The following is a 20,939-nucleotide window of genomic DNA, read 5'->3' on the forward strand; positions in this document are numbered from 1 at the left end:
AGAAGTGATACAAATGAAACGTGGATGGCAGGCAAGGGGGGAGACCATTGGAAGCGCGGATTGAGAAGATTAAGCAGCAACTTCAATCCCAAGGGTACAAGCTGACACCACAGCGCGAGGCAACCGTGCGCGTCCTGCTCGAGAATGAAGAAGATCATCTTAGTGCTGAGGACGTATTCATGCTCGTGAAAGAGAAAGCGCCTGAAATCGGTCTTGCCACCGTATATCGTACATTGGAACTGTTAAGTGAGCTGCATGTCGTGGAGAAGATGAACTTCGGCGATGGCGTTGCACGATATGATTTGCGCGGTGATACGAATAAGCACCATCATCACCATTTGATATGTGTCCAATGCGGCTCTATGCAAGAAATCCGTGAGGATTGGCTTGGGCCATTGGAAGAGCGCTTGGAGCGAGAATTTCAATTTTCTGTCGTAGATCATCGTTTGGATTTCCAAGGCATTTGTAAGAATTGTCGGGAGAAGCAAGCAGAAGAGCAGGCGGAATAACCGCAAGCATTTAACAGGGAATTGAAATGGCGCTACGCTATGACAGCAGGTCGATAGCAGCGAATGAAGATGGATATGATGAGGAAGCCTCGGCAGGACTGCCGAGGCTTTATTGCTTGAGCAATTACATAATTGAAGGATTCGTAGATACCCTTCTTCTTCGCTGCACTTGCCGTTTGCGATGAGCGGCAGAGGTGCTTTTGGCGCCGATGGAGGAATGCCGCGGGACAACAGCTTGAGAATGACGGACGGCACGTTGACGATTGCGGCGACGAATTACCAGCACCTTTGACCTGTGTTTGTGTCGGGAAGCGGCTGCAGCCTGAATAGGGATGGCTGGAGTCGAATGCGCTGATTCGAAACCCTCGCTGGCTTCTGCTTCTTGCTGAGCGGCAATAGAGAGTGAAGAGAAGGCGCGGTCTGCTTGAATAAGGCCAGATCCTTGTGAATGGCGAGAGTAGCCGTTCAGAGGCCTCGCAGTATCCATGAGCAGCTTGCGAATAAGGGAAGGTTTTACCTTGCGGTTGTGAGCAAGCAGCAATGCAGCTGTACCTGATACATGCGGGGCAGCCATAGATGTTCCTGAATTTGTGATGAATCCTTGTTTATTGCTTGTGGATACAATATCGCTGCCGGGCGCAGCAACATCAATTCCGCGTCCGCGGCTGCTAAATGATGCAATGCGATTGTTTTTGTCAGTGGCGGCTACTGCGATGACTTCCGGGTAGCTGGCAGGCTGATCGATTTTACCGCTGTTTCTTCCTTCATTTCCAGCTGAGGACACGATCACGATGCCCTTGCGATGAGCACGTTTGACCATAGAGCGCAGCGATGCACTGGTGCCATTCAGTCCTAAGCTCATATTGATGACATCCATGTTATTGCGTATGCACCATTCCAACCCTTCCACAATATCTGACACATATCCGTCACCAGACTGATCCAGTACCTTTACAGCATACAGAATGACCTCTGGGGCAACGCCATACTGCATACCACTGTTTCCAAGTGCAGCAACAATCCCGGCTACATGTGTTCCATGACCATTATCGTCTCTATAGGAACCTCCCTTGCGAATCGTGTTCACACCACCCGCAATATTGAGATCAGGATGAGCCGATATCCCTGTGTCGACTACGGCTACCTTTATGCTCTTCCCCTGGGATGATTTCCATACTTCTGGAGCCTGTATACGCTTGACGCCCCACGGAATTTGCTTGCTGGAAGTAGGTTCTGCTGTAACAGAATTCAGGATCTGACTAGCAGGATAGTACGATAAGGGATAAATATGTGCCCTTACTCTCGCATCCGTTTCAATTCTGCGGACGCTGGGGTGCTTCCTTAATCGCTGCAAGGCATGATGGTTGCCGTCCATATGACAGCACAGCATGTTAGCTGAACCTACTTGTTTTACTGGGGTAATGCCAAATTTTTTGAGTTCGAGTATGCATGCATTGTAGCTTTTTTCGTCTTTTAAAATGATCATTTTACGTACAGCTTTACGATGAGGACGGCTGCTTACAGCCGCCTTCAACATGCGTGATAAGGTGCGCATGCTTGCTAGCCCTCCAGTTCGAAACGAATTTGTGCAACTTCTTAGACTAGTGGAATGGAATGCCTTGTTGTATCGTATGAGACAAATATAGAACGGTGAAATGTTTTAGCAGCGAATTTCAAAAGGGAATACGGAGAGAACCGCATATCCTAAGGCTTGGCATCATATGTTACAGGAGAGTCGAACTTGCCCAGCGGAAGGGGATGAGCAGTGTGATAGTGCCTTTGCGAGCTCTATTAAGACGAATCAAGTTTATGGCGTTATTCCTCATGATGACCTATGCGGTTGCTTATATTATGGGGGCCGTCAGTGACTGGATTTATCCAGTGGACAAGTACCGCGAGCCACATGGCAAGGCAGTTAAGGTCTTCCGCTGGGAGGATGGCTTGGATAGAGAGCATATGACGTTCACAGAACGATTGCGGTTGTACTATTGGTTGGGCGAGTAGCGAACTGTTCGGACAAGGGAAGGGATTTACACTCGTGTTGTTGAATTATTGTAGAGCAGTTGCTTAGATTTGCAGATGTGAAAGTCGCAAGGTAAGGAGTATAGTACGATGGCAGGCTTAATCGAACAACAGGTGGAAGCATACCGAGATTATTTAATACATGAACGGCGAGTGTCCTCGAATACGCGAGAAGCCTATATGCGTGATATACAGATGTTCATCGCATCAGTCGCCGACAATGTGAGCATGGTGGACGACATTCGTGCGTATCATGTGAATCATTATATGTATCAATTGAAGCGGGATGGACGTGCAGCCTCGAGTATTGCGCGCATTGCGGCCTCACTGCGATCCTTTTTCCATTTCTGTATCCGTGAAGGAAATTTGAAGCTGGATCCATCCTATGAAGTAGAGCGCCCGAAGGCATCTTCCAAAGCGCCAGAGATCTTGTCATTGCAAGATACAGAGCGGTTGCTGGCATTACCTGACGAGAGCAATCCGTTAGGGATTCGTGATCGGGCGATGCTGGAGACTTTATATGCGACAGGGGTTCGAGTGTCGGAGCTTATGTCGCTTAATATGGAGGATGTTCAGCCTAAGCTGGGGTTTCTGCGCTGCATGAGCGGCAAGGAGCGTGTTGTGCCTCTCGGACAGGTTGCGGTTGAAGCGTTGGAACGATACTTGAACGATGCACGCCCTCAATTATTATCCTCCTCTTCACAGGCTGATGGATTGGAGATTACAGAGCATAATGCGCTCTTTGTCAATGTGCGTGGACAAAGGATGTCACGGCAAGGCTTCTGGAAAATGATCAAAAAATATGCAGAAGAGTTGGAGTTATCCTTTCCCATTGCGCCCCATACGCTGCGGCACTCGTTCGCTGTTCATATGTTATCGAATGGCGCGGATGTGCGGGCAGTGCAAGAAATGCTCGGGCATGCAGAGCTTGCGACCACACAGCGGTATGTGGAGCATATGAGAAAGTCAAGTATGAAGGACGTATATACCTCCGCCCATCCAAGAGCGAAGAAGAAATAGCGGGAGTATGGTTCAAATCTCCTTAACATAATCTAAGACGAAGAAAGAGAAGGAGTGGTAACCGTGGATAGAGAGAGCAAGCAATTTGGACGCATTGCAGTTATTGTTCTGGACAGTGTTGGCATTGGGGAACTGCCGGATGCTTCGCAATTTGGCGATGCGGGTACACATACCTTGGGACATATCATAGAGCATAAACCGAGTATTAAAATTTCGAATTTACAGCGCCTTGGCTTAGGCAATATCGCCGATCTTGGCAGCTTGAAGGCTGCAGAGTGCCCAGAAGGCGTATATGGCAAGATGGCGGAGATTTCAGTCGGCAAAGATACGATGACCGGTCACTGGGAACTGATGGGTCTTCGCATTACTTCACCTTTCAATACGTATCCAAATGGATTCCCACAAGAGCTGATTGAAGCATTCGAGCAAGAAACGGGCCGCAAAGTGTTGGCCAACAAGCCAGCATCAGGCACCGAAATCCTTGACGAGTATGGTGAGGAACAGATGGCGACTGGATCGTGGATCGTATACACATCTGCGGACAGCGTGTTCCAAATTGCTGCGCATGAAGATATTATTCCACTTGATGAGCTATATCGTGCTTGTGAGATCGCCCGGAAGCTGACATTGTGTGAACCGCACACTGTCGGCCGTGTTATCGCACGGCCTTATGTTGGCAAGCCTGGTGCCTTCACAAGAACGCCGAATCGCCATGATTATGCAATCAAGCCCCCGGCAAATACCGTGCTCAACCTGCTGCAGCAGGCAGGCAAGGATGTTATTTCGGTGGGGAAAATTAATGATATCTTCTCGGGAGAAGGGATAAGTGCTTCTTATCCAACCAAGAGCAATGCACATGGCATCGACACGACGATCGAGTTGCTAGATCAATCATTTGAAGGGCTGCTGTTCGTCAACTTAGTGGATTTCGATTCATTGTACGGACATCGCCGTGATCCGGCAGGGTATGCGAAGGCATTGGAGGAGTTCGACGCCGCCCTACCTAAGATGATGGATAGAATCGGGCCGGATGATTTATTAGTCATTACGGCAGATCATGGCAATGATCCGACACATACGGGTACCGATCATACGAGGGAGTATGTTCCACTTCTGCTGTACAGCCCTTCCCTGCATGCGGGGCAATCACTTGGGGTTCGTACCACATATGCGGATTTGGGTGCTACGATCGCAGATAATTTCCGAGCAGGCCAACCTCAAGTAGGCACTAGCTTTTTGCATGAACTGTAAAGGGTATGGGCAACAATGGGGAACAACACATTTTGAAAAGCATGATGAAGACGATGTTACAACCGATCGATTCTGATCGGACAATGATGAATGGGGGAAATAAGATGAGCAACACAATTACACACGATCATATTCAAGAGGCAGCGACTTATATCCAATCTAAGATCAGTGATACGCCTGAAGTAGGTTTGATTTTGGGATCTGGACTAGGTGTGCTGGCAGATTTGGTGGAACAGCCTGTAACGATTGCATACGGGGACATTCCGCATTTCCCTGTATCGACTGTAGAAGGCCATGCGGGCGAGCTTCTGATCGGCAAGATCGCAGGTCGTACGGTAGCGATGATGAAGGGCCGCTTCCATATGTACGAAGGATATGGACCAGAGCTGACCGCATTCCCGGTTCGCGTTATGAAGGCGATTGGCGTATCCAAGTTGCTCGTAACGAATGCGGCAGGCGGGATCAACACTTCCTATAAGCCTGGGGATCTGATGATCATTTCCGATCATTTGAACATGACTGGGCGCAATCCGCTGATTGGTGCGAACGACAGCCGTCTCGGGGTACGCTTCCCGGATATGTCTCAGGCATACAGCCCGCAGCTTCGCCAGAAGGCGAAGGACGTTGCAGCTTCGCAGGGTGTTGAACTGCAGGAAGGTGTATATGTCGGCTTTCTTGGCCCGAACTACGAGACGCCTGCGGAAATCCGCATGCTTCGTGTGCTAGGTGGCGACGCTGTAGGGATGTCGACGGTATCCGAAGTAATTGTTGCACAACATGCAGGCATGGAAGTGCTCGGTATTTCCTGCATCAGCAACATGGCGGCGGGCATTCTGGATCAGCCATTGTCGCACGATGAGGTCATGGAGACGGCAGAGCTCGTTCGAGACCAATTCCTTAAGCTTGTTATCGGGATTATCCCTGTGATGTAAAGGGAACCTATTATGTGAAAAAAGGCCGCTGCATGGCTGTCCGTTGATCGGGCAGCAGCAGCGGCCTTATCTTATGGTTCCAGCAATATAAAATGAGCGAGTCCATTCGAAGAAGGCAATTGTATAACGTTCAATTCGATGAGCTGGTTAGTCACATAAGTATATAAAAAATGATAATACCAAATAAAATACTCCTCGAAGGAAGTTTCTTCAGCGAAAGGAGAGGCGTGATACGCTTGAACTAGCATAGAACGATAATCCTCGAACAGTCTGATCAAATCCGCCGTAATAAGATTGGCAATGCGATGCAGTGCTTGATATTCCTCGTTGTTCAGTACAGGGATCATCAGCTTGCCGTTCTTCCACAAATGTAACTGCTTCAAACCCTTTCGTATCTCACTGTCAATCGAACCGTTGCCAGATGAGCTTTGAATAATGTGATCGATTATCGTTGGAATTGCAGCCTTATTTTCTGATAATTCAGGGCCAAATAAAGTACATACCTGTTCCTTGCTGAACAGGGGAAGAAGAGGCTGATTGTATCTGTTATTCCCATACGCGCAATAGTACGCCGAACCGATAGGAACACAGTGGTTTCCGTAAATTCCGAACGGCTCTAGCTGCTGATCAGCATGTTTTTCCAACAAACCATAGTAATAGTTCTTTCCATTGCGAGACGGTCTGTCGACTTGAGGAATAACTGTTCCACATAGTCGATTTGCACGAAATCTAATAATACATCGCTCATTATAAATAGGGAGAGATCAGCAAATTCAAAATTGTGCAATGCCGGGATCTTGAAAGTCTCTTGCTGGATTCGATTCGCGTTGTGATTGATTAGAGATACGATGTCATTTCCGATTGCGATGCTAAGCTGGTAGAACTGTTGCCCCGCCTCATGTGAGATGACCGGAAATGTCGGAACATATCGCCCCTCTACTTTTTTGGCGAGACCTTCACCATAGAGCAGATCGATGCTCTTCTCCCACTGTGCTTGCGAAATAGAGAGCTCCTTCATTAGCTGTTCCTCTGAATAGCCCAGATGCAGCCCGATACAGATGCGATCAAGGTTATCCTTAGTAAAATCAAAATTCGGGAAATTCAACCCCCGCGAGATCATTTTGTGTTCAAATTGCGACTGAAGCATGATGTCATCCTCTCTCGTTGTGTACTGCATTTCATTTTCATAGGCATAAATTTATTTCCCAAATTTTTTCGACATCATGACATGATAAACCTTCCAAGATCTGCTCTATCTTTCGATAAGAGTGGAATATTTTGCTTCTGAAAGGTAACACTGGATAGAAAGTGCATCCTGCGCATTTAATGCGCTCAGAATGTACGCTATTTAGATAGGAGGGGACAATCTGTGAACAAATGGCTGTGTGCTAGCCTTAGCTTTTTATTCGCTGCCGCTTGTATATTGCCTTCTTCGGCGAACGCATCTTATGCACGGGCAGACTTGCCGCCTTGGACAAATTCAGAAACGCCAAGCCAAGCAACATCCTCTGCTGCGCCGGAAGCCCAATTGGCGGATAACGCGCGCTCAGCGGTGCTTATGGATGCGGACACGGGAACGGTGATTTTCGAGAAAAATAGCCACGATCGGCTTCCGCCAGCGAGTATTACGAAAATTATGACGATGCTGCTTGTCATGGAAGCCATTGACAAAGGAAAGCTGAAGATGACGGACAAGGTGGCAACAAGCGAGTATGCCGCGTCTATGGGCGGATCGCAAATCTTTCTGGAACCGGGCGAAGAGATGACGGTTGAGGAAATGATGAAGGGAATCGCAATGGCCTCAGGCAATGATGCATCGGTTGCGATGGCTGAGAAGATCGGCGGCTCCGAGAAGGCGTTCGTACAAATGATGAACGATAAGGCTGCAGAGCTTGGCATGAAGGATACACATTTTGTAAATTGCAATGGCCTCCCTGCTGAGAATCATTATACGTCAGCGCATGATATTGCCTTGATGTCGCAAGCGTTGTTGAAATATCCGTATGTAACGAAATTTACAGGTGCATATGAGGATTATTTGCGACAGAACACCAGCAAGAAATTTTGGCTTGTCAATACGAATAAGCTTGTACGGTTCTACCAAGGTGCAGATGGGTTGAAAACAGGCTTTACTTCAGAAGCTCGTTATTGCCTGTCTGCGACAGCGAAACGGGATAATATGCGTGTGGTAGCTGTTGTGCTTGGCGAGCCGAATACGAAGACACGCAATGCAGAAGTCACGCAAATGTTCGATTATGCCTTCGCTCAGTATACGAATGTTCCGCTGCTGAAAAGCGGAGATAAGATTGGCGATATTCGTGTGGAGAAAGGGATGGTCGAGAATATTGAGCTAAAGGCTCAGCGTCCATATCATGTTTTACTCAAAAAAGGCGAGGGCACTGACAATCTTCGCTTCGAACTGGAAGGTCCGAAATCTGTAAAGGCTCCAGTAGCGGCGGGTCAGTCGCTTGGGAAACTTGTCGTTTATCAGGGAGATAAGAAGGTTCGTGAATATCCTGTCGAATCCACCGAGGAAATTGCGAAAGCTGGCTGGTGGACACTCTTTAAACGTACGTGCGGCAAGTTGTTTTTTGTCAATTAACGGCGTGCAGCTTCTAGTTTTGTCGTCAGGCAGGAATTGGTTATCCCATTGACGAACTGTATCGGCATCATGGGGAGGAGAGTGAAGCGCCATGAATCTGCAGGTGGAATTGGAACACCAGCGCAACGTATTGATTACCCGTCTGAGAGGGGAACTGGATCATCATACGTCTGAGTACGTACGAATTCAGCTCGACGAAGCGATTCAACGCAAGCAAGTGAACCATGTCGTGCTAAGCCTTCGTGATTTGACGTTTATGGACAGTTCGGGTTTGGGGGTCATTCTAGGAAGATACAAGCAGATCAAGGGACGAGGCGGAAAAATGGCGGTATGCGATATGAATCCCGCGGTACGACGTCTGTTCGAATTGTCTGGCTTGTTTAAAATTGTGCATGTTTACGATAATGAGCGCAAAGCGCTTAATGGGTTGGAGGTCGTATCATGAGTGTACAATCAGACACGAACGTAATGACGCTGCAATTTTCCAGTCGTTCCGAGAATGAAGCATTTGCCCGTGTGGCTGTTGCAGCCTTTGTATCGCAGCTGGATCCGACAATGGACGAGCTGACAGATATGAAGACCGTAATCTCTGAGGCAGTGACGAATTGTATCATCCACGGATATGATAATGATCCTACTGGGATGGTTACGATTTCAGCGGTTATTTCCGGTGAGGAGATTATGCTGACCGTATCAGACAATGGACGAGGCATTGAGGATCTTGAGCTTGCAAGACAGCCGCTGTATACGTCGAAGCCGGACATGGAACGCTCTGGCATGGGCTTCACGATCATGGAGAACTTCATGGATGAATGCGAAGTAACTACCGAACTGGGCGTGGGTACGAGCATCCGCATGAAGAAGCGGATTGAATCGAAAAAAGCGCTCTATAATTAGGGGTTGAAGCCATGGAAGCTGATTTGAAGCAGTCGTCGCCCAATTATTTGGATGACGCGGAAGTGAAGCGTCTGATTGCACTCAGTCAGACAGGTGACTCGTTAGCGAGAGAAACACTTGTCAATTGCAACATACGCCTTGTCTGGTCCGTCGTTCAGCGCTTTATGAATCGAGGATATGATCCAGATGATTTGTTCCAGATTGGTTGCATCGGATTGCTGAAATCTGTTGATAAATTCGATTTATCATATGACGTGAAGTTCTCGACTTACGCAGTGCCGATGATCATCGGTGAAATTCAGCGTTTTCTGCGTGATGATGGAACGCTGAAGGTGAGTCGATCACTGAAGGAGATGGCGAACAAAGTTCGCAAGACGAAGGATGAGTTGTCCAAGCGGCTCAATCGGCTTCCAACGATTAAGGAAGTTGCAGCGGAGCTTGGGGTATCACCGGAGGATGTTGTGTTCGCACAAGAAGCGAATAAACCACCGACATCCATTCATGAGACGGTATTCGAAAATGATGGTGATCCAATTACGTTAATGGATCAAATTGCCGATGATACGCAGGACAAATGGTTTGATAAGCTTGCGCTGAATGAAGCGATAGAAGGCTTGAGTGAACGGGAGCAGCTTATTGTCTATTTGCGGTACTATCGGGATCAGACGCAATCTGAGGTTGCCAGTCGCCTCGGAATATCGCAGGTGCAAGTGTCACGGCTGGAGAAGAAAATATTGCAATCCATCAAAGCCCAGATCGCTCAGTGAGCCAGAGAGGGTATGAGGAGCAAACCGCAGGGAGATGTCCTTGCGGTTTTTTTGCTGTCTATTCAACCATACTAACACTATGGAGGAAGGAGGGGGATGAACATGGCGACTTTGGATGAGTTGCCTGATTCCGGCAGTACCTGCTATATCCGGCTGCGCAAGCAATCTTCGGTCAAGCCAGATCATCCGATTCGACTTAAGGATGTAGCTGAGGTCATTGCAGACGATGCATGGTACACGAAATTAAGAGAGCTTGTGCTGAAGGAACCAAAGACAAGCGACGGCAACATGATATTGATTGACATGATGCACATTACGAGGGCAATTAAGGAACTGTGTCCGAGAATGACCATAGAATGCTTCGGCCAGCCGCATACATTAGTTGAGGTTGTGACGCAGGTGAAGAAGCCAAATATCGCCCTAATTGTTCTTGTCTGGCTGCTGCTGTTCTTCGGTTCAGGCCTCGCGATCATGAACTTTCACGCCGATGTAAGCATGCTCCCTGTACATAAACGAATTGTAGAAATGCTTACGGGTCGGAAGGATGCGAATCCATTTTGGTTCCAAGCCTGTTATTCCATTGGCATCGGTCTTGGGATGGTCGTATTTTTTAATCACTTTTTCCGCAAGAAGTTCAATGAAGAGCCGACACCGCTTGAAGTTGAGATGTTCCTATATCAGGAAAACTTGAACCAGTACATGATAACCGAGGAATACAAGCGATTGCGCAAGGAGGATTTGAAGCGTGACTGAGACTTGGCTGTATGGTCTTGCACAGCTGCTGGCATCGTTCGCGGGAATCGCTGGCGGGATTACGGTTGGGGGCGCGATGGTGGCATTATTTGTCGTGCTTGACATGCTTCCACGGCTAGCACAGCTTACTCGCTCCTTCCACTGTTCGTATTGGTTTGAATACGCCATTATTGCGGGCACGCTGTTCTTTACCGTAACAGATTTATGGAGTATCCGATTCTTCTATGCGGGATGGTTCTCTCCATTCATCGGACTGCTGGATGGGGTATTCGTGGGACTCTTGGCTGCAGCGCTGACGGAGGTATTGAATGTTTTTCCGATATTGGCGAAACGGCTTGGTATGACACATGCGCTCCCTCATCTACTGACCGCAATGGTAATTGGCAAGGTTCTTGGATCTTGGTTCGACTGTTTTAAATACCCGCATTGAAATTTCTGTGTGAATGATGAGAATCTCGCAATGAAGGATATGCCAAGATATGGAGATTCAATAAGAAGGAGGATATTGCCCAATGACAGAGCAGCAAACTGAACAAGAATCGTCGCAAAAGGACGTACTTTCCCCTCCTCATTCGAAATCACCGAAAGAGCAGTCTGAGGATGGGGGCAATCATCAGCATGCATCTGAGCAAGGCAGCTTGCATGACAGAAAAAAGCAGCGTGAGAAGTCCGATACGATAGAAGAGTCCATCATCTATTGGCAGGACAAGGACGAAATCTCCAAGAAGCTGGACGAGACGAAACGAACGCTGCAACAGGTAGTTGGACTTGGGGAGTCGTTCGATATCGTGCTGCGCGAGATGGTCTTCGGCGAGCGGCGGGTAGGTCTGTTCTATGTGAATGGTTTTGCTAAGGACGAAGTGATGACGTTAATCTTGTCCCGAATGTCATACTTGGATAAGGAAGAAATGTCGCCGAACGCACTCAAATCCTTGTTCGAACGCTATATCCCTCATGTTCAAGTAGAGCGGGAGAATAAGTTAAGCAGCGTCATTAATAAAGTGCTCGCTGGCAGCAGCGCTTTCTTTATTGATCATGAATCAAGTGCGATTATTGTGGACTGCAAGACTTTCCCTGTGCGGGGTCTTGAAGAACCGTCGCTCGAGCGGGTGGTTCGGGGTGCACGTGACGGATTCGGCGAGACACTGCTTACGAACGTTACCCTTGTCCGACGCCGCTTGCGTGATCCGGGGCTTATGTATGAAATGGTGCAGGTGGGACGGCGTACCCGTACCGATGTGTGTATTGCCTATATAGATGATATTGCTGACAAGCGTCAAGTGGAGTCGGTTCGTAATAAAATAAAAGCGGTGAATGTGGATGGTCTGCCACTGGCCGACAAGCAACTGGAGGAGGCGATTATCAATAAGGCGTGGAACCCTTATCCGCTAGTACGATACTCGGAACGTCCAGATGTTGTCGCTTCCCATTTGATGGATGGCAGCATTGTCATATTTGTCGACACATCTCCATCTGTCATCATTTTACCGACGACGTTTTTCGACTTATGTCAGCATGCAGAAGAGAATCGACAAACTGCATTTATGGGAACCTATTTGCGGAGTGTGCGCTTCATCGGTATTTTTGCATCGCTCTTCATTCTCCCATTGTGGCTGCTGCTCGTTATCGAGCCGGGATTAAAGCCTGCCGCCCTACAAATTATTGGACCGCAGGAGACAGGGAAGATACCGCTCATTTTCCAGTTCCTCATCGCAGAGCTCGGCGTGGATCTCATGCGAATGGCGGCTGTTCATACTCCGTCGCCGCTTGCGATAGCATTGGGCTTGCTAGCTGCGATACTCGTAGGTGACATAGCGGTCAAAACAGGAGTGTTCGTCAATGAGGTTATTTTGTACATGGCTGTTGCTGCCGTAGGGATGTTTGCGACACCGAGCTATGAGCTGGCGCTGGCCAATCGAATCGTGAGGCTCGTGCTGCTTGTTTCGGTTGCGCTATTCAGAGTTCCCGGACTCGTCATTGGTACAACCGTTTGGCTGCTCTGGCTGACCCTGCATCGCTCGTACAATGCATCATACTTATGGCCGTTCATTCCGTTCAATGCCAAAGCGATGTACAATATCATCGTGCGACAGCCATTCTTGCTGATAAAGACGCGCCCTAGCTTGAATCAGACGCGAGATAATACAAAGATGCCGCCAAGAACGAAGCGATAGCTTCAACGTTTGGAAGGCAATGTGTTTGTCCCTTGACAACCTCTATAATGCAAATGATGGACGGAAAAATCCATTCTTTCAAGATCGAATAAGCTGATATACTCGATGTAATATTTTCACCAACAATTGGAACAACATGAGGGGATAGACATAGAAGATCGAGTGGGAGTGGGGAGAAATGACGATGTACTTACACGGAACGAGCAAGATTAATGGGAATGGACATTTAGAAATTGGCGGTTGCGATGTAACCGAATTGAAGCAGCAATTTGGTACTCCGCTTTATATTTTTGACGAAGCATTAGTCAGAGAACGCTGTGGACAATACATGGAAGCATTTCGTGAGTCTGGGTTAACCTTTCAAGTTGCATATGCAAGCAAAGCATTCTGTACAACGGCAATGTGCCGGTTAGTCGACCAAGAGGGGCTGTCGCTAGATGTTGTATCGGAAGGGGAATTGTATACAGCCTTGCAGGCTGGATTCCCGGCCCAGCGAATCCACTTCCATGGGAATAATAAGACGCCCGAGGAGATCGAAATGGCGCTTGATGCCCGCATCGGCTGCTTTGTTGTTGATAATTTCACGGAGCTGAAGCTGTTGAATGCGATTTGCCAAGAACGCAATCAGTCCGTACCTGTGCTGCTCCGCGTTACACCGGGTGTTGAGGCACATACGCATGAATACATTTCGACAGGTCAGACGGATTCGAAGTTTGGCTTTGACATCGGCAATGGTACGGCGCTTGAGGCTGTGCGTCATGCGGCGGATGCAACTCATTTGGAGCTGCTGGGCATCCACTCGCATATCGGATCTCAAATCTTCGAAACTGAAGGATTCCAAATGGCGGTTGAACGCGTTGCACAATTTGCTCGTGGGGTGAAGGAACAGCTAGGGATCGCATTCCGGGTTGTGAACTTGGGCGGCGGTTTCGGCATCCGCTATGTAGAAGGGGATACGCCTCTGCATGTTCGCGATTATGTAAAGGCCATTACAGATGCTGTAAAGCAGCATTTTGCTGACATCGGAGAATGTTTGCCTGAAATTTGGGTAGAGCCAGGCCGCAGTATTGTTGGAGAAGCGGGAACAACACTGTATACAGTTGGCTCTGTGAAGGATATTCCAGGAGTGCGCAAATATGTAGCTGTTGATGGAGGGATGACCGACAACCCTCGACCAGCGCTGTATGAGTCTCGTTATGAGGCACTGCTTGCTAACCGTTCGACTAATGAGTCCACGGAGACAGTGTCGATAGCAGGAAAATGCTGCGAAAGCGGCGATATGCTGATTTGGGATGCTGTGCTTCCTGCCGTCCAGCAGGGCGATCTGTTGGCTGTGTCCTGCACAGGTGCGTACAATTATTCGATGGCAAGCAACTATAACCGTATTCCAAGACCAGCTGTCGTGTTCGTGCACAAGGGGGAAGCGGATATTGTTGTACGTCGTGAGTCGCATGAAGATATCGTGCGCAATGACTGCATTCCAGCTCGTCTACGCAACGAGCCAGCGCTGAAATAGTACGGGATGTGACGATTGCAAGCTCCACGGCAGCAGTTGAATTTCACATCCGAAGTTACACCATATATGGAAATTAATACAACACCCAATCTTCTGTCTTGTCGTGGCATAACGATGAGGCAGAAATCGGGTGTTTTCTTTTTGTTAAGAAATAACGTATAATCGGATGAGCAAGCGTGAGCATTGTACATATGGAAGGAGACGATACATGATGAGCAAATATGCATTGATTGAATTGGAAAAAGGCGGCACGGTGAAAATCCAGCTCCATGAGCAAGAGGCACCAGGTACCGTTGCAAACTTTGAGAAGCTGTCCAACGAAGGTTTCTATAACGGCTTGACATTCCACCGTGTTATTCCGGGCTTTGTAGCGCAAGGCGGTTGCCCGCACGGAACAGGTACAGGCGGCCCAGGCTACACAATCAAATGTGAGACAAAAGGCAACCCGCACAAGCATGAGCGTGGTGTACTTGCGATGGCGCATGCCGGCAAGGATACAGGCGGTTCCCAATTCTACATCACTTACGATGCATTCCCTCACTTGGATGGCGTGCATACGGTATTTGGCAAAATTGTAGAGGGCATGGAGCATGTAGATGCTGTTAAGCAAGGCGACAAGATGAAGCAAGTTACCATCGTGGAAGAATAGAAATAATTGAGGGAAGGCGTGTATGCAGCTTGGCTGCTGCACGTCTTTTTTATTTGAACGCATCTGAATGGTTCCATGCGGTGAAGCGACACAAGTTGCATTTTACCAGGTCAGGTGGTACACTTCTAAGTGCAACATCTTAGAAACTAATTTTATAGCAATACGAATGACAGACCTTCAGGGCAGGGTGAAATTCCCGACCGGCGGTGATGAACCTATTCTTGCGTGTGCAAGGTGTTCTTAGTCCGTGACCCGGGTGGATTCGTCCACACGGTGGATCTGGTGCAACTCCAGAGCCGACAGTATAGTCTGGATGGGAGAAGGGGCGTCAGGAGAGAAGAACTCGATAATTAGTTCTTTCAAGTTCTTATTTTCACAATTTCATGAGCATTCCAGGCGAAATGGACGGCGAATACCTGCGTAAGCGCGAGGTTTTCTATTCATCTATCGTCGTATTTGACATATGCGAAATCGATGCAGTTTGCTGAGAACATCCTTGTTGTCGGTTTTATTTGTCATATACAAATGGAAATTATGCTTATGTTCGACTATTGTGAAATTAAGTACATACCTGTAAGCTCAATCAATCATGCCCTTCGGAGGATCCGAAGGGCTTTTTTGCGTTAGCCTTGATCTGTTTGTGGAAAGGAGGATACCCAATGTCTGCTGTTATCAATGATGAACTGTACATGCAGCTCGCTGTGAACATGGCAGAGCAGGTGCTTGGACAGACCGATGTGAACCCTGCAGTTGGCTGTGTCATTGTGAACGAGGGACGAATCGTCGGTCTTGGAGCTCATTTGAGGCGTGGTGAAGGCCATGCGGAAGTCCATGCTTTACAGATGGCTGGTGAAGCGGCCAGAGGAGCGACTGCGTATGTGACCCTTGAGCCATGCAGCCACTATGGGAGAACACCGCCTTGCAGCCTGCGATTGATTGAAGCGGGAATCGCCCGTGTCGTGATCGCTTGCGTCGATCCGAATCCAGCGGTTGCAGGGAGAGGAATTGCTCTACTGAAGGATCATGGAATTGGGATAACGTTGGATGTGCTTCGGGAGAGAGGTCTCGCACTGATTGAAATGTTCGCTAAGCATATTACGACCGGCATTCCGTTCGTTACCCTCAAGACAGCAAGTACGCTGGACGGCAAGATCGCCACTTCGACTGGTGACAGCAAGTGGATCTCGAATGAGCGAAGTCGTGAACTCGTTCATTCGATGAGGCACCGTCATCAAGCGATTATGGTAGGCATAGGCACTGTGCTTGCGGATGATCCATCGCTGACAACACGTCTGTCAGTCCCTGGGGTAAACCCAGTGCGATTGATTGTAGACTCGAAGCTTCGGATCCCTATGGACGCCAAGGTCGTAACCGATCAAGCTGCACGAACCTGCATCTTCACAACTGCACGGGCAAGCGGGGAGAAGCGGCGTGAATTGGTGTCCCGAGGCGTAGAGGTCTTCGAGTGCGGAGAAAGCGAGAAGGTAGACCTTCAGCAGATGATGGAATGGTGCGGCCAACATGAGATCGGATCCATACTCCTTGAAGGTGGAGGTCGATTGAATGGGGCGATGCTAGAGAAGAAGCTGGTCGACAAAGTTGCAATATTTATGGCTCCGATTGTCGTCGGCGGTCAGCATGCGCCTGGTAGTTTTGTGTTTGAAGGTGTAGAGCGGATGCAGGATGCATACCGGCTTCAGCATGTGGAGGTTGAGAAGCTCGGAGATAATATCTGCATCACTGGATATCCGTTCGGCAAGCGTGAGGTGGAGAATTTGACTCATTTCAGCATAAAGGAGGAGCATAGCAATGTTCACCGGACTCATTGAAGAAGTGGGCTCACTGCAGTCTGTGATGAATCGGGGCGAGGCGATGGTGCTTCATATCCGAGCATCTAAGGTTCTAGAAGGCATGAAGCTGGGGGATAGCATCGCCGTCAATGGTGTTTGTCTGACCTCAACGTCCTATGATGGCAGCTCCTTCATGGCGGATGTGATGCCGCAGACGTTCCGCCATACGAATTTGAAGGATTTAAGGCCGGGCGATCCGGTCAATCTAGAGCGTGCAATGACAGCAGGCGGACGATTCGGCGGTCATATTGTACAAGGACATGTAGATGGTCTTGCAACGATTGTGGGACGAACAAGAGATGCGAATGCTGTTGTCATCGAATGTCGGGCGAGTCGGCCTGAGATGGCGAAATATATGATTCCACAAGGTTCTGTCACCATTGACGGCATCAGCTTAACCCTAACACGAGCAGAGCATGGAGAGTTTGCCGTATCGATTATTCCACATACGTTGGCGCAAACCGCTCTTCAGCGCAAGCAGCCGGGTGATACCGTCAACATTGAATGTGATGTGCTTGGCAAGTATGTGGATCATTTGCTCCGGTATGGTAGATCAGGGCCGGAGAACGAGACAAAGGATTCGGATCGTTCTGGTTCTGGAGGTCTTAATGCAGCGTTTTTGGCAGAGCATGGTTTTATGTAATGGTGAAAGGGGAGGAACAACATGAAGGAAGCATTTCACTTTGATTCGATAGAAGACGCAATTGCAGATTTGAAGCAGGGCAAGGTCATCATTGTGGTTGATGACGAAGATCGGGAAAATGAAGGCGACTTTATCGCGTTAGCCGACAAGGCAACACCGGAAGTTATTAACTTCATGATTACAGAAGGCCGAGGATTGGTATGCGTACCTATTACGCAGGAGCGTGCCGAGGAGCTTGAGCTTCACCCAATGGTTGCACACAATACGGACAATCACGGTACGGCATTTACCGTATCCATTGATCACGTAGATACGACTACTGGCATTTCAGCGCACGAACGCTCACTAACGATCCAGAAGATGCTGGATGCGGACGCCAAGGCAGAAGATTTCCGCCGCCCGGGTCATATCTTCCCGTTAATAGCGAAGAGTGGTGGTGTGTTGCGCCGTGCAGGGCATACGGAAGCAGCGGTTGATCTCGCCCGGTTAAGCGGATCTGCACCTGCTAGTGTCATCTGCGAAGTGATTAAGGAAGATGGCACGATGGCTAGACTGCCCGACTTGATGGAACTGAAGGGGCAATGGGACTTGAAGCTCATCAGCATCAAGGATCTCATTCATTACCGTAATGAGAAGGAGAAGCTGGTTCAACGTGAGGTCGAGGTGAACATGCCTACTGACTTCGGCATATTCCGAGCTATTGCCTATACGAATGGTGTAGACAATAAGGAACATGTTGCCTTAGTGAAGGGCGACATTGATGGAACTCAGCCAGTTCTTGTTCGCGTTCATTCGGAATGCTTAACCGGGGATGTATTTCATTCACATCGCTGTGACTGTGGCCCTCAATTCGCCGCTGCGCTTTCACAAATAGACAAGGAAGGCAATGGCGTCCTGCTCTATATGCGCCAGGAAGGCCGCGGGATTGGACTTATTAATAAGCTCAAAGCTTATAAGCTTCAGGAGCAAGGGCTAGACACGGTGGATGCCAACTTGGAGCTTGGATTCCCAGCGGATCTGCGGGATTACGGCATTGGAGCTCAAATCTTGAAAGATCTCGGCATATGTCAAATTCGCCTTCTTACAAATAATCCTCGCAAAATTAAAGGGTTGGAAGGCTATGGTCTGGAGGTCGTTGAGCGCGTCCCGATCCAAATGCAGGAGAATGAAGACAACACAAAATATTTGCATACGAAGGCTGCGAAGCTCGGGCATATGCTCGTATTCGACGATATTGAACAGGATGAACAAGCACGCAGATAAGCCCTGAAGGAAATGAAGTACCGCAAGCGTGCGATAACCTTATCGTTATGATTCAGTTATTTATCACAGAGGAGGACTTTACTTATGCCACATGTATTTGAAGGACACTTAGTTTCCGAAGGATTAAAATATGGAATTGTTGCTGGTCGATTCAATGAATTTATTGTCAGCAAGCTTGTTTCGGGAGCACTTGATGCGCTGAAGCGCCACGGGGTTAAAGATGAAGAGGTAGATATTGCCTGGGTTCCGGGTGCATTTGAAATTCCACTTATTGCGCAGAAAATGGCGGAGAGCGGGAAATATGATGCCGTGATCACACTTGGCGCAGTTATTCGCGGCTCCACTCCGCATTTCGATTATGTGTGCAGTGAAGCGGCTAAAGGCGTTGCGCAAGTGAATATGAAGACAGGGGTTCCGACCATATTCGGAGTGCTGACAACAGACTCCATCGAGCAGGCAATTGAACGTGCAGGAACGAAGGCAGGCAACAAGGGTTGGGAAGCTGCGTCTACTGCAATTGAAATGGCGAACTTGACGAATCAGTTAAAATAGTGCTTATTTAATGTAGTGCCCTTTTTGCAAGGGCGCTACATTTGTTTTTATTGCTCAGGAGGTTATCACGGGGTGACCGTAACGTATAAGCTGGAACAGTTTGAAGGACCGCTCGATTTGCTCCTGCATTTAATCGACCAAGCGGAAATTAATATTCAAGATATATCGATTAGTGAGATTACCGATCAATATATGGAATATTTGCACAACATGCAGGAATTGGAGCTGGAGATTACGAGCGAGTTTCTCGTTATGGCGGCAACGTTGCTGTCCATGAAATCACAGCAGCTGCTTCCCAAGCCTCCGGTCATGGAATGGGACGACTATGAAGATTATGTGGATGATGAGCCTGATCCGCGGGCAGAGCTTATACGCAAGTTGATCGAATACCGAAAGTACAAGGGAATTGCGGAGCATCTCCGGGAACGCGAGACAGAACGAAGCATGATTTTTTCCAAGGAACCAGAGGACTTAACGCCATTTATGCCAACAGCTCCTGATAATCCAGTGGATGGATTACATGTCACAGACTTGATCGCAGCATTCCGCAAGGCACTTAGCAAAGCGTCGCGCAGAATGCAGGTCGCAACAATTCACCGGGATGAAATATCGGTGAAGGATCGGATTAAGAGCATTATCGACACGCTGCGTCCATTTGGCAAGGGAGGTAAGATGATGTTCTCTAACTTGCTTAGCGAGCATCTCACGCGTTCGGAAATTGTCGTTTCCTTTCTCGCGCTGCTGGAGCTGATGAAGATGAAGCAAGTTCGCTGCTACCAGGATAGCCTCTTTGAGGACATCGTGATTCAATGGAGTGGGGAGGTGGACACGGAAGATGGACTTTCAGATGCTGAAGTCGATTATTGAGGGGTTGTTGTTTATGGCTGGAGATGAAGGCTTGAACATTAAGCAAATCTCAGAAATTACAGAACAGCGCCCAGAGGTTATAGAGGAAGCGATGAACGATCTGCGCGCGGACTTCGAGCGCTCGAAACGTGGTCTGCAAATTGTTGCAATCGCAGGGATGTACGAGCTAGCTACATTGCCAGAACATGCCCCGTATTTTGAGAAGATGGCATATTCGCCATCGCGTTCTTCTCTGTCGCAAGCAGCCCTAGAGACCTTGTCTATCGTTGCCTATCGACAGCCGATTACCCGTGTTGAGATCGAAGAAATCCGCGGCGTAAAATCGGATCGTGCGATTCAGACGCTAACGAACAAGGGTTTGATCGAAGAAGTTGGACGAGCAGAAGCGATCGGAAGGCCGATTTTGTATGGCACAACGAAATCATTCTTAGATTATTTCGGATTAGCAACAATTAAAGAACTGCCGGATTCCTCTGCTTTTGAACAAATGGATGGGTTAGAAGAGGAAACGCAGCTCTTGTTCGAGAAGTTAGATGGACGCCAATTGACGATTGAAGACGTGAAGGAAGTTGAAGAACAATTGGAAGCAGGAGTTCAACATGAGCACGAGGAAGAGATACGATAAGAACTTCTGCGTATGAAGCTGTTGAATATGCAAATATGAGGAGGAAC

General features: G+C 48.4%; 23 protein-coding genes and 1 riboswitch. Of the genes, 20 read left to right on the forward strand and 3 right to left on the reverse strand.

From position 1 onward, the window contains the following. Window positions 1-47 precede the first annotated feature (47 nt). Window positions 48-509 (forward strand): ferric iron uptake transcriptional regulator, encoded by a 462-nt coding sequence (gene fur / locus PBN151_RS04815; protein ID WP_065290817.1) that lies wholly within the window; start codon window positions 48-50, stop codon window positions 507-509. Between the two features lie 124 nt (window positions 510-633). Here the strand turns inward: fur and PBN151_RS04820 are convergent, their stop codons facing one another. Then, window positions 634-2,064, reverse strand: coding sequence for a S8 family peptidase (locus tag PBN151_RS04820; RefSeq protein WP_072727914.1), 1,431 nt, complete (start codon window positions 2,062-2,064; stop codon window positions 634-636). A 203-nt stretch (window positions 2,065-2,267) separates the two neighbouring features. On the opposite strand from PBN151_RS04820, the gene PBN151_RS04825 reads away from it, so the two are divergent. The 4 genes from PBN151_RS04825 to PBN151_RS04840 all read left to right on the forward strand — a co-directional run bounded on the left by PBN151_RS04825 (window position 2,268) and on the right by PBN151_RS04840 (window position 5,734). Further along, complete coding sequence (locus tag PBN151_RS04825; RefSeq protein WP_227774397.1) at window positions 2,268-2,513, forward strand: DUF4227 family protein; 246 nt, start codon at window positions 2,268-2,270, stop codon at window positions 2,511-2,513. 108 nt (window positions 2,514-2,621) lie between these two features. Continuing rightward, window positions 2,622-3,551: a tyrosine recombinase gene (locus PBN151_RS04830; RefSeq protein WP_072727915.1), complete on the forward strand. Its 930-nt coding sequence runs from the start codon at window positions 2,622-2,624 to the stop codon at window positions 3,549-3,551. Window positions 3,552-3,614: 63 nt separating this feature from the next. After that, entirely contained in the window at window positions 3,615-4,802 is a 1,188-nt protein-coding gene (locus PBN151_RS04835) for a phosphopentomutase (RefSeq protein WP_072727916.1), read from the forward strand. Window positions 4,803-4,906: 104 nt separating this feature from the next. After that, window positions 4,907-5,734, forward strand: a complete 828-nt coding sequence (locus tag PBN151_RS04840) for a purine-nucleoside phosphorylase (RefSeq protein WP_028533120.1) — start codon at window positions 4,907-4,909, stop codon at window positions 5,732-5,734. Between the two features lie 71 nt (window positions 5,735-5,805). On the opposite strand, the gene PBN151_RS04845 is transcribed toward PBN151_RS04840, so the two are convergent. Next, entirely contained in the window at window positions 5,806-6,381 is a 576-nt protein-coding gene (locus tag PBN151_RS04845) for a hypothetical protein (RefSeq protein WP_072727917.1), read from the reverse strand. Continuing rightward, on the reverse strand, window positions 6,351-6,911 hold the full coding sequence (locus PBN151_RS04850; RefSeq protein WP_227774398.1) for a hypothetical protein: 561 nt from the start codon (window positions 6,909-6,911) through the stop codon (window positions 6,351-6,353). The genes PBN151_RS04845 and PBN151_RS04850 overlap by 31 nt, the downstream gene beginning before the upstream one ends. Window positions 6,912-7,103: 192 nt before the next feature. On the opposite strand from PBN151_RS04850, the gene PBN151_RS04855 reads away from it, so the two are divergent. The 15 genes from PBN151_RS04855 to scpB all read left to right on the forward strand — a co-directional run bounded on the left by PBN151_RS04855 (window position 7,104) and on the right by scpB (window position 20,892). Continuing rightward, a complete protein-coding gene (locus PBN151_RS04855) occupies window positions 7,104-8,336 on the forward strand; it encodes a D-alanyl-D-alanine carboxypeptidase family protein (protein WP_072727919.1) in 1,233 nt (410 codons plus the stop codon). Between the two features lie 91 nt (window positions 8,337-8,427). After that, window positions 8,428-8,781 carry an anti-sigma F factor antagonist gene (spoIIAA, locus tag PBN151_RS04860; protein WP_021252942.1) on the forward strand — a complete coding sequence of 118 codons (354 nt, stop codon included), beginning with the start codon at window positions 8,428-8,430 and terminating at the stop codon, window positions 8,779-8,781. Further along, a complete protein-coding gene (spoIIAB, locus tag PBN151_RS04865; RefSeq protein WP_021252941.1) occupies window positions 8,778-9,233 on the forward strand; it encodes an anti-sigma F factor in 456 nt (151 codons plus the stop codon). Before spoIIAA ends, spoIIAB begins: the two co-directional genes overlap by 4 nt. An 11-nt stretch (window positions 9,234-9,244) precedes the next feature. Beyond that, the gene (sigF, locus tag PBN151_RS04870; protein ID WP_021252940.1) at window positions 9,245-10,000 is read left to right on the forward strand and encodes an RNA polymerase sporulation sigma factor SigF; all 756 of its coding nucleotides are present in this window, start codon (window positions 9,245-9,247) and stop codon (window positions 9,998-10,000) included. 102 nt (window positions 10,001-10,102) lie between these two features. Further along, complete coding sequence (locus tag PBN151_RS04875) at window positions 10,103-10,753, forward strand: stage V sporulation protein AA (RefSeq protein ID WP_065290824.1); 651 nt, start codon at window positions 10,103-10,105, stop codon at window positions 10,751-10,753. Continuing rightward, window positions 10,746-11,183: a stage V sporulation protein AB gene (locus PBN151_RS04880; protein ID WP_021252938.1), complete on the forward strand. Its 438-nt coding sequence runs from the start codon at window positions 10,746-10,748 to the stop codon at window positions 11,181-11,183. The genes PBN151_RS04875 and PBN151_RS04880 overlap by 8 nt, the downstream gene beginning before the upstream one ends. Before the next feature lie 82 nt (window positions 11,184-11,265). After that, window positions 11,266-12,927 (forward strand): spore germination protein, encoded by a 1,662-nt coding sequence (locus PBN151_RS04885; protein ID WP_072727920.1) that lies wholly within the window; start codon window positions 11,266-11,268, stop codon window positions 12,925-12,927. A gap of 184 nt (window positions 12,928-13,111) precedes the next feature. After that, window positions 13,112-14,443, forward strand: coding sequence for a diaminopimelate decarboxylase (lysA, locus tag PBN151_RS04890; protein WP_072728492.1), 1,332 nt, complete (start codon window positions 13,112-13,114; stop codon window positions 14,441-14,443). A gap of 211 nt (window positions 14,444-14,654) precedes the next feature. Then, a complete protein-coding gene (locus PBN151_RS04895; protein WP_021252935.1) occupies window positions 14,655-15,092 on the forward strand; it encodes a peptidylprolyl isomerase in 438 nt (145 codons plus the stop codon). Window positions 15,093-15,261: 169 nt separating this feature from the next. Next, window positions 15,262-15,421, forward strand: a riboswitch (FMN riboswitch). Between the two features lie 330 nt (window positions 15,422-15,751). Then, a complete protein-coding gene (ribD, locus tag PBN151_RS04900; protein WP_072727921.1) occupies window positions 15,752-16,921 on the forward strand; it encodes a bifunctional diaminohydroxyphosphoribosylaminopyrimidine deaminase/5-amino-6-(5-phosphoribosylamino)uracil reductase RibD in 1,170 nt (389 codons plus the stop codon). Next, window positions 16,902-17,585: a riboflavin synthase gene (gene ribE / locus PBN151_RS04905; RefSeq protein ID WP_072727922.1), complete on the forward strand. Its 684-nt coding sequence runs from the start codon at window positions 16,902-16,904 to the stop codon at window positions 17,583-17,585. Before ribD ends, ribE begins: the two co-directional genes overlap by 20 nt. 21 nt (window positions 17,586-17,606) lie before the next feature. Beyond that, window positions 17,607-18,848: a bifunctional 3,4-dihydroxy-2-butanone-4-phosphate synthase/GTP cyclohydrolase II gene (locus PBN151_RS04910; protein WP_072727923.1), complete on the forward strand. Its 1,242-nt coding sequence runs from the start codon at window positions 17,607-17,609 to the stop codon at window positions 18,846-18,848. A gap of 84 nt (window positions 18,849-18,932) precedes the next feature. Further along, window positions 18,933-19,400: a 6,7-dimethyl-8-ribityllumazine synthase gene (gene ribH / locus PBN151_RS04915; RefSeq protein WP_021252931.1), complete on the forward strand. Its 468-nt coding sequence runs from the start codon at window positions 18,933-18,935 to the stop codon at window positions 19,398-19,400. 72 nt (window positions 19,401-19,472) lie between these two features. Then, a complete protein-coding gene (locus PBN151_RS04920; RefSeq protein ID WP_072727924.1) occupies window positions 19,473-20,267 on the forward strand; it encodes a segregation and condensation protein A in 795 nt (264 codons plus the stop codon). Further along, window positions 20,236-20,892 (forward strand): SMC-Scp complex subunit ScpB, encoded by a 657-nt coding sequence (gene scpB, locus PBN151_RS04925; RefSeq protein WP_072727925.1) that lies wholly within the window; start codon window positions 20,236-20,238, stop codon window positions 20,890-20,892. The genes PBN151_RS04920 and scpB overlap by 32 nt, the downstream gene beginning before the upstream one ends. Window positions 20,893-20,939 lie beyond the last annotated feature (47 nt).

This window comes from Paenibacillus sp. NAIST15-1 (assembly GCF_001894745.1).
Lineage (GTDB): Bacteria > Bacillota > Bacilli > Paenibacillales > Paenibacillaceae > Paenibacillus_B > Paenibacillus_B suaedae.

Coding starts and splice junctions, on each gene's coding strand:
- PBN151_RS04820 (WP_072727914.1), bottom strand. CDS start 2,064: ATGCGCACCTTATCACGCATGTTGAAGGCGGCTGTAAGCAGCCGTCCT.
- PBN151_RS04825 (WP_227774397.1), top strand. CDS start 2,268: ATGAGCAGTGTGATAGTGCCTTTGCGAGCTCTATTAAGACGAATCAAG.
- PBN151_RS04830 (WP_072727915.1), top strand. CDS start 2,622: ATGGCAGGCTTAATCGAACAACAGGTGGAAGCATACCGAGATTATTTA.
- PBN151_RS04840 (WP_028533120.1), top strand. CDS start 4,907: ATGAGCAACACAATTACACACGATCATATTCAAGAGGCAGCGACTTAT.
- PBN151_RS04850 (WP_227774398.1), bottom strand. CDS start 6,911: ATGCAGTACACAACGAGAGAGGATGACATCATGCTTCAGTCGCAATTT.
- spoIIAA (WP_021252942.1), top strand. CDS start 8,428: ATGAATCTGCAGGTGGAATTGGAACACCAGCGCAACGTATTGATTACC.
- spoIIAB (WP_021252941.1), top strand. CDS start 8,778: ATGAGTGTACAATCAGACACGAACGTAATGACGCTGCAATTTTCCAGT.
- sigF (WP_021252940.1), top strand. CDS start 9,245: ATGGAAGCTGATTTGAAGCAGTCGTCGCCCAATTATTTGGATGACGCG.
- PBN151_RS04875 (WP_065290824.1), top strand. CDS start 10,103: ATGGCGACTTTGGATGAGTTGCCTGATTCCGGCAGTACCTGCTATATC.
- PBN151_RS04885 (WP_072727920.1), top strand. CDS start 11,266: ATGACAGAGCAGCAAACTGAACAAGAATCGTCGCAAAAGGACGTACTT.
- lysA (WP_072728492.1), top strand. CDS start 13,112: ATGTACTTACACGGAACGAGCAAGATTAATGGGAATGGACATTTAGAA.
- PBN151_RS04895 (WP_021252935.1), top strand. CDS start 14,655: ATGAGCAAATATGCATTGATTGAATTGGAAAAAGGCGGCACGGTGAAA.
- ribD (WP_072727921.1), top strand. CDS start 15,752: ATGTCTGCTGTTATCAATGATGAACTGTACATGCAGCTCGCTGTGAAC.
- ribE (WP_072727922.1), top strand. CDS start 16,902: ATGTTCACCGGACTCATTGAAGAAGTGGGCTCACTGCAGTCTGTGATG.
- PBN151_RS04910 (WP_072727923.1), top strand. CDS start 17,607: ATGAAGGAAGCATTTCACTTTGATTCGATAGAAGACGCAATTGCAGAT.
- ribH (WP_021252931.1), top strand. CDS start 18,933: ATGCCACATGTATTTGAAGGACACTTAGTTTCCGAAGGATTAAAATAT.
- scpB (WP_072727925.1), top strand. CDS start 20,236: ATGGACTTTCAGATGCTGAAGTCGATTATTGAGGGGTTGTTGTTTATG.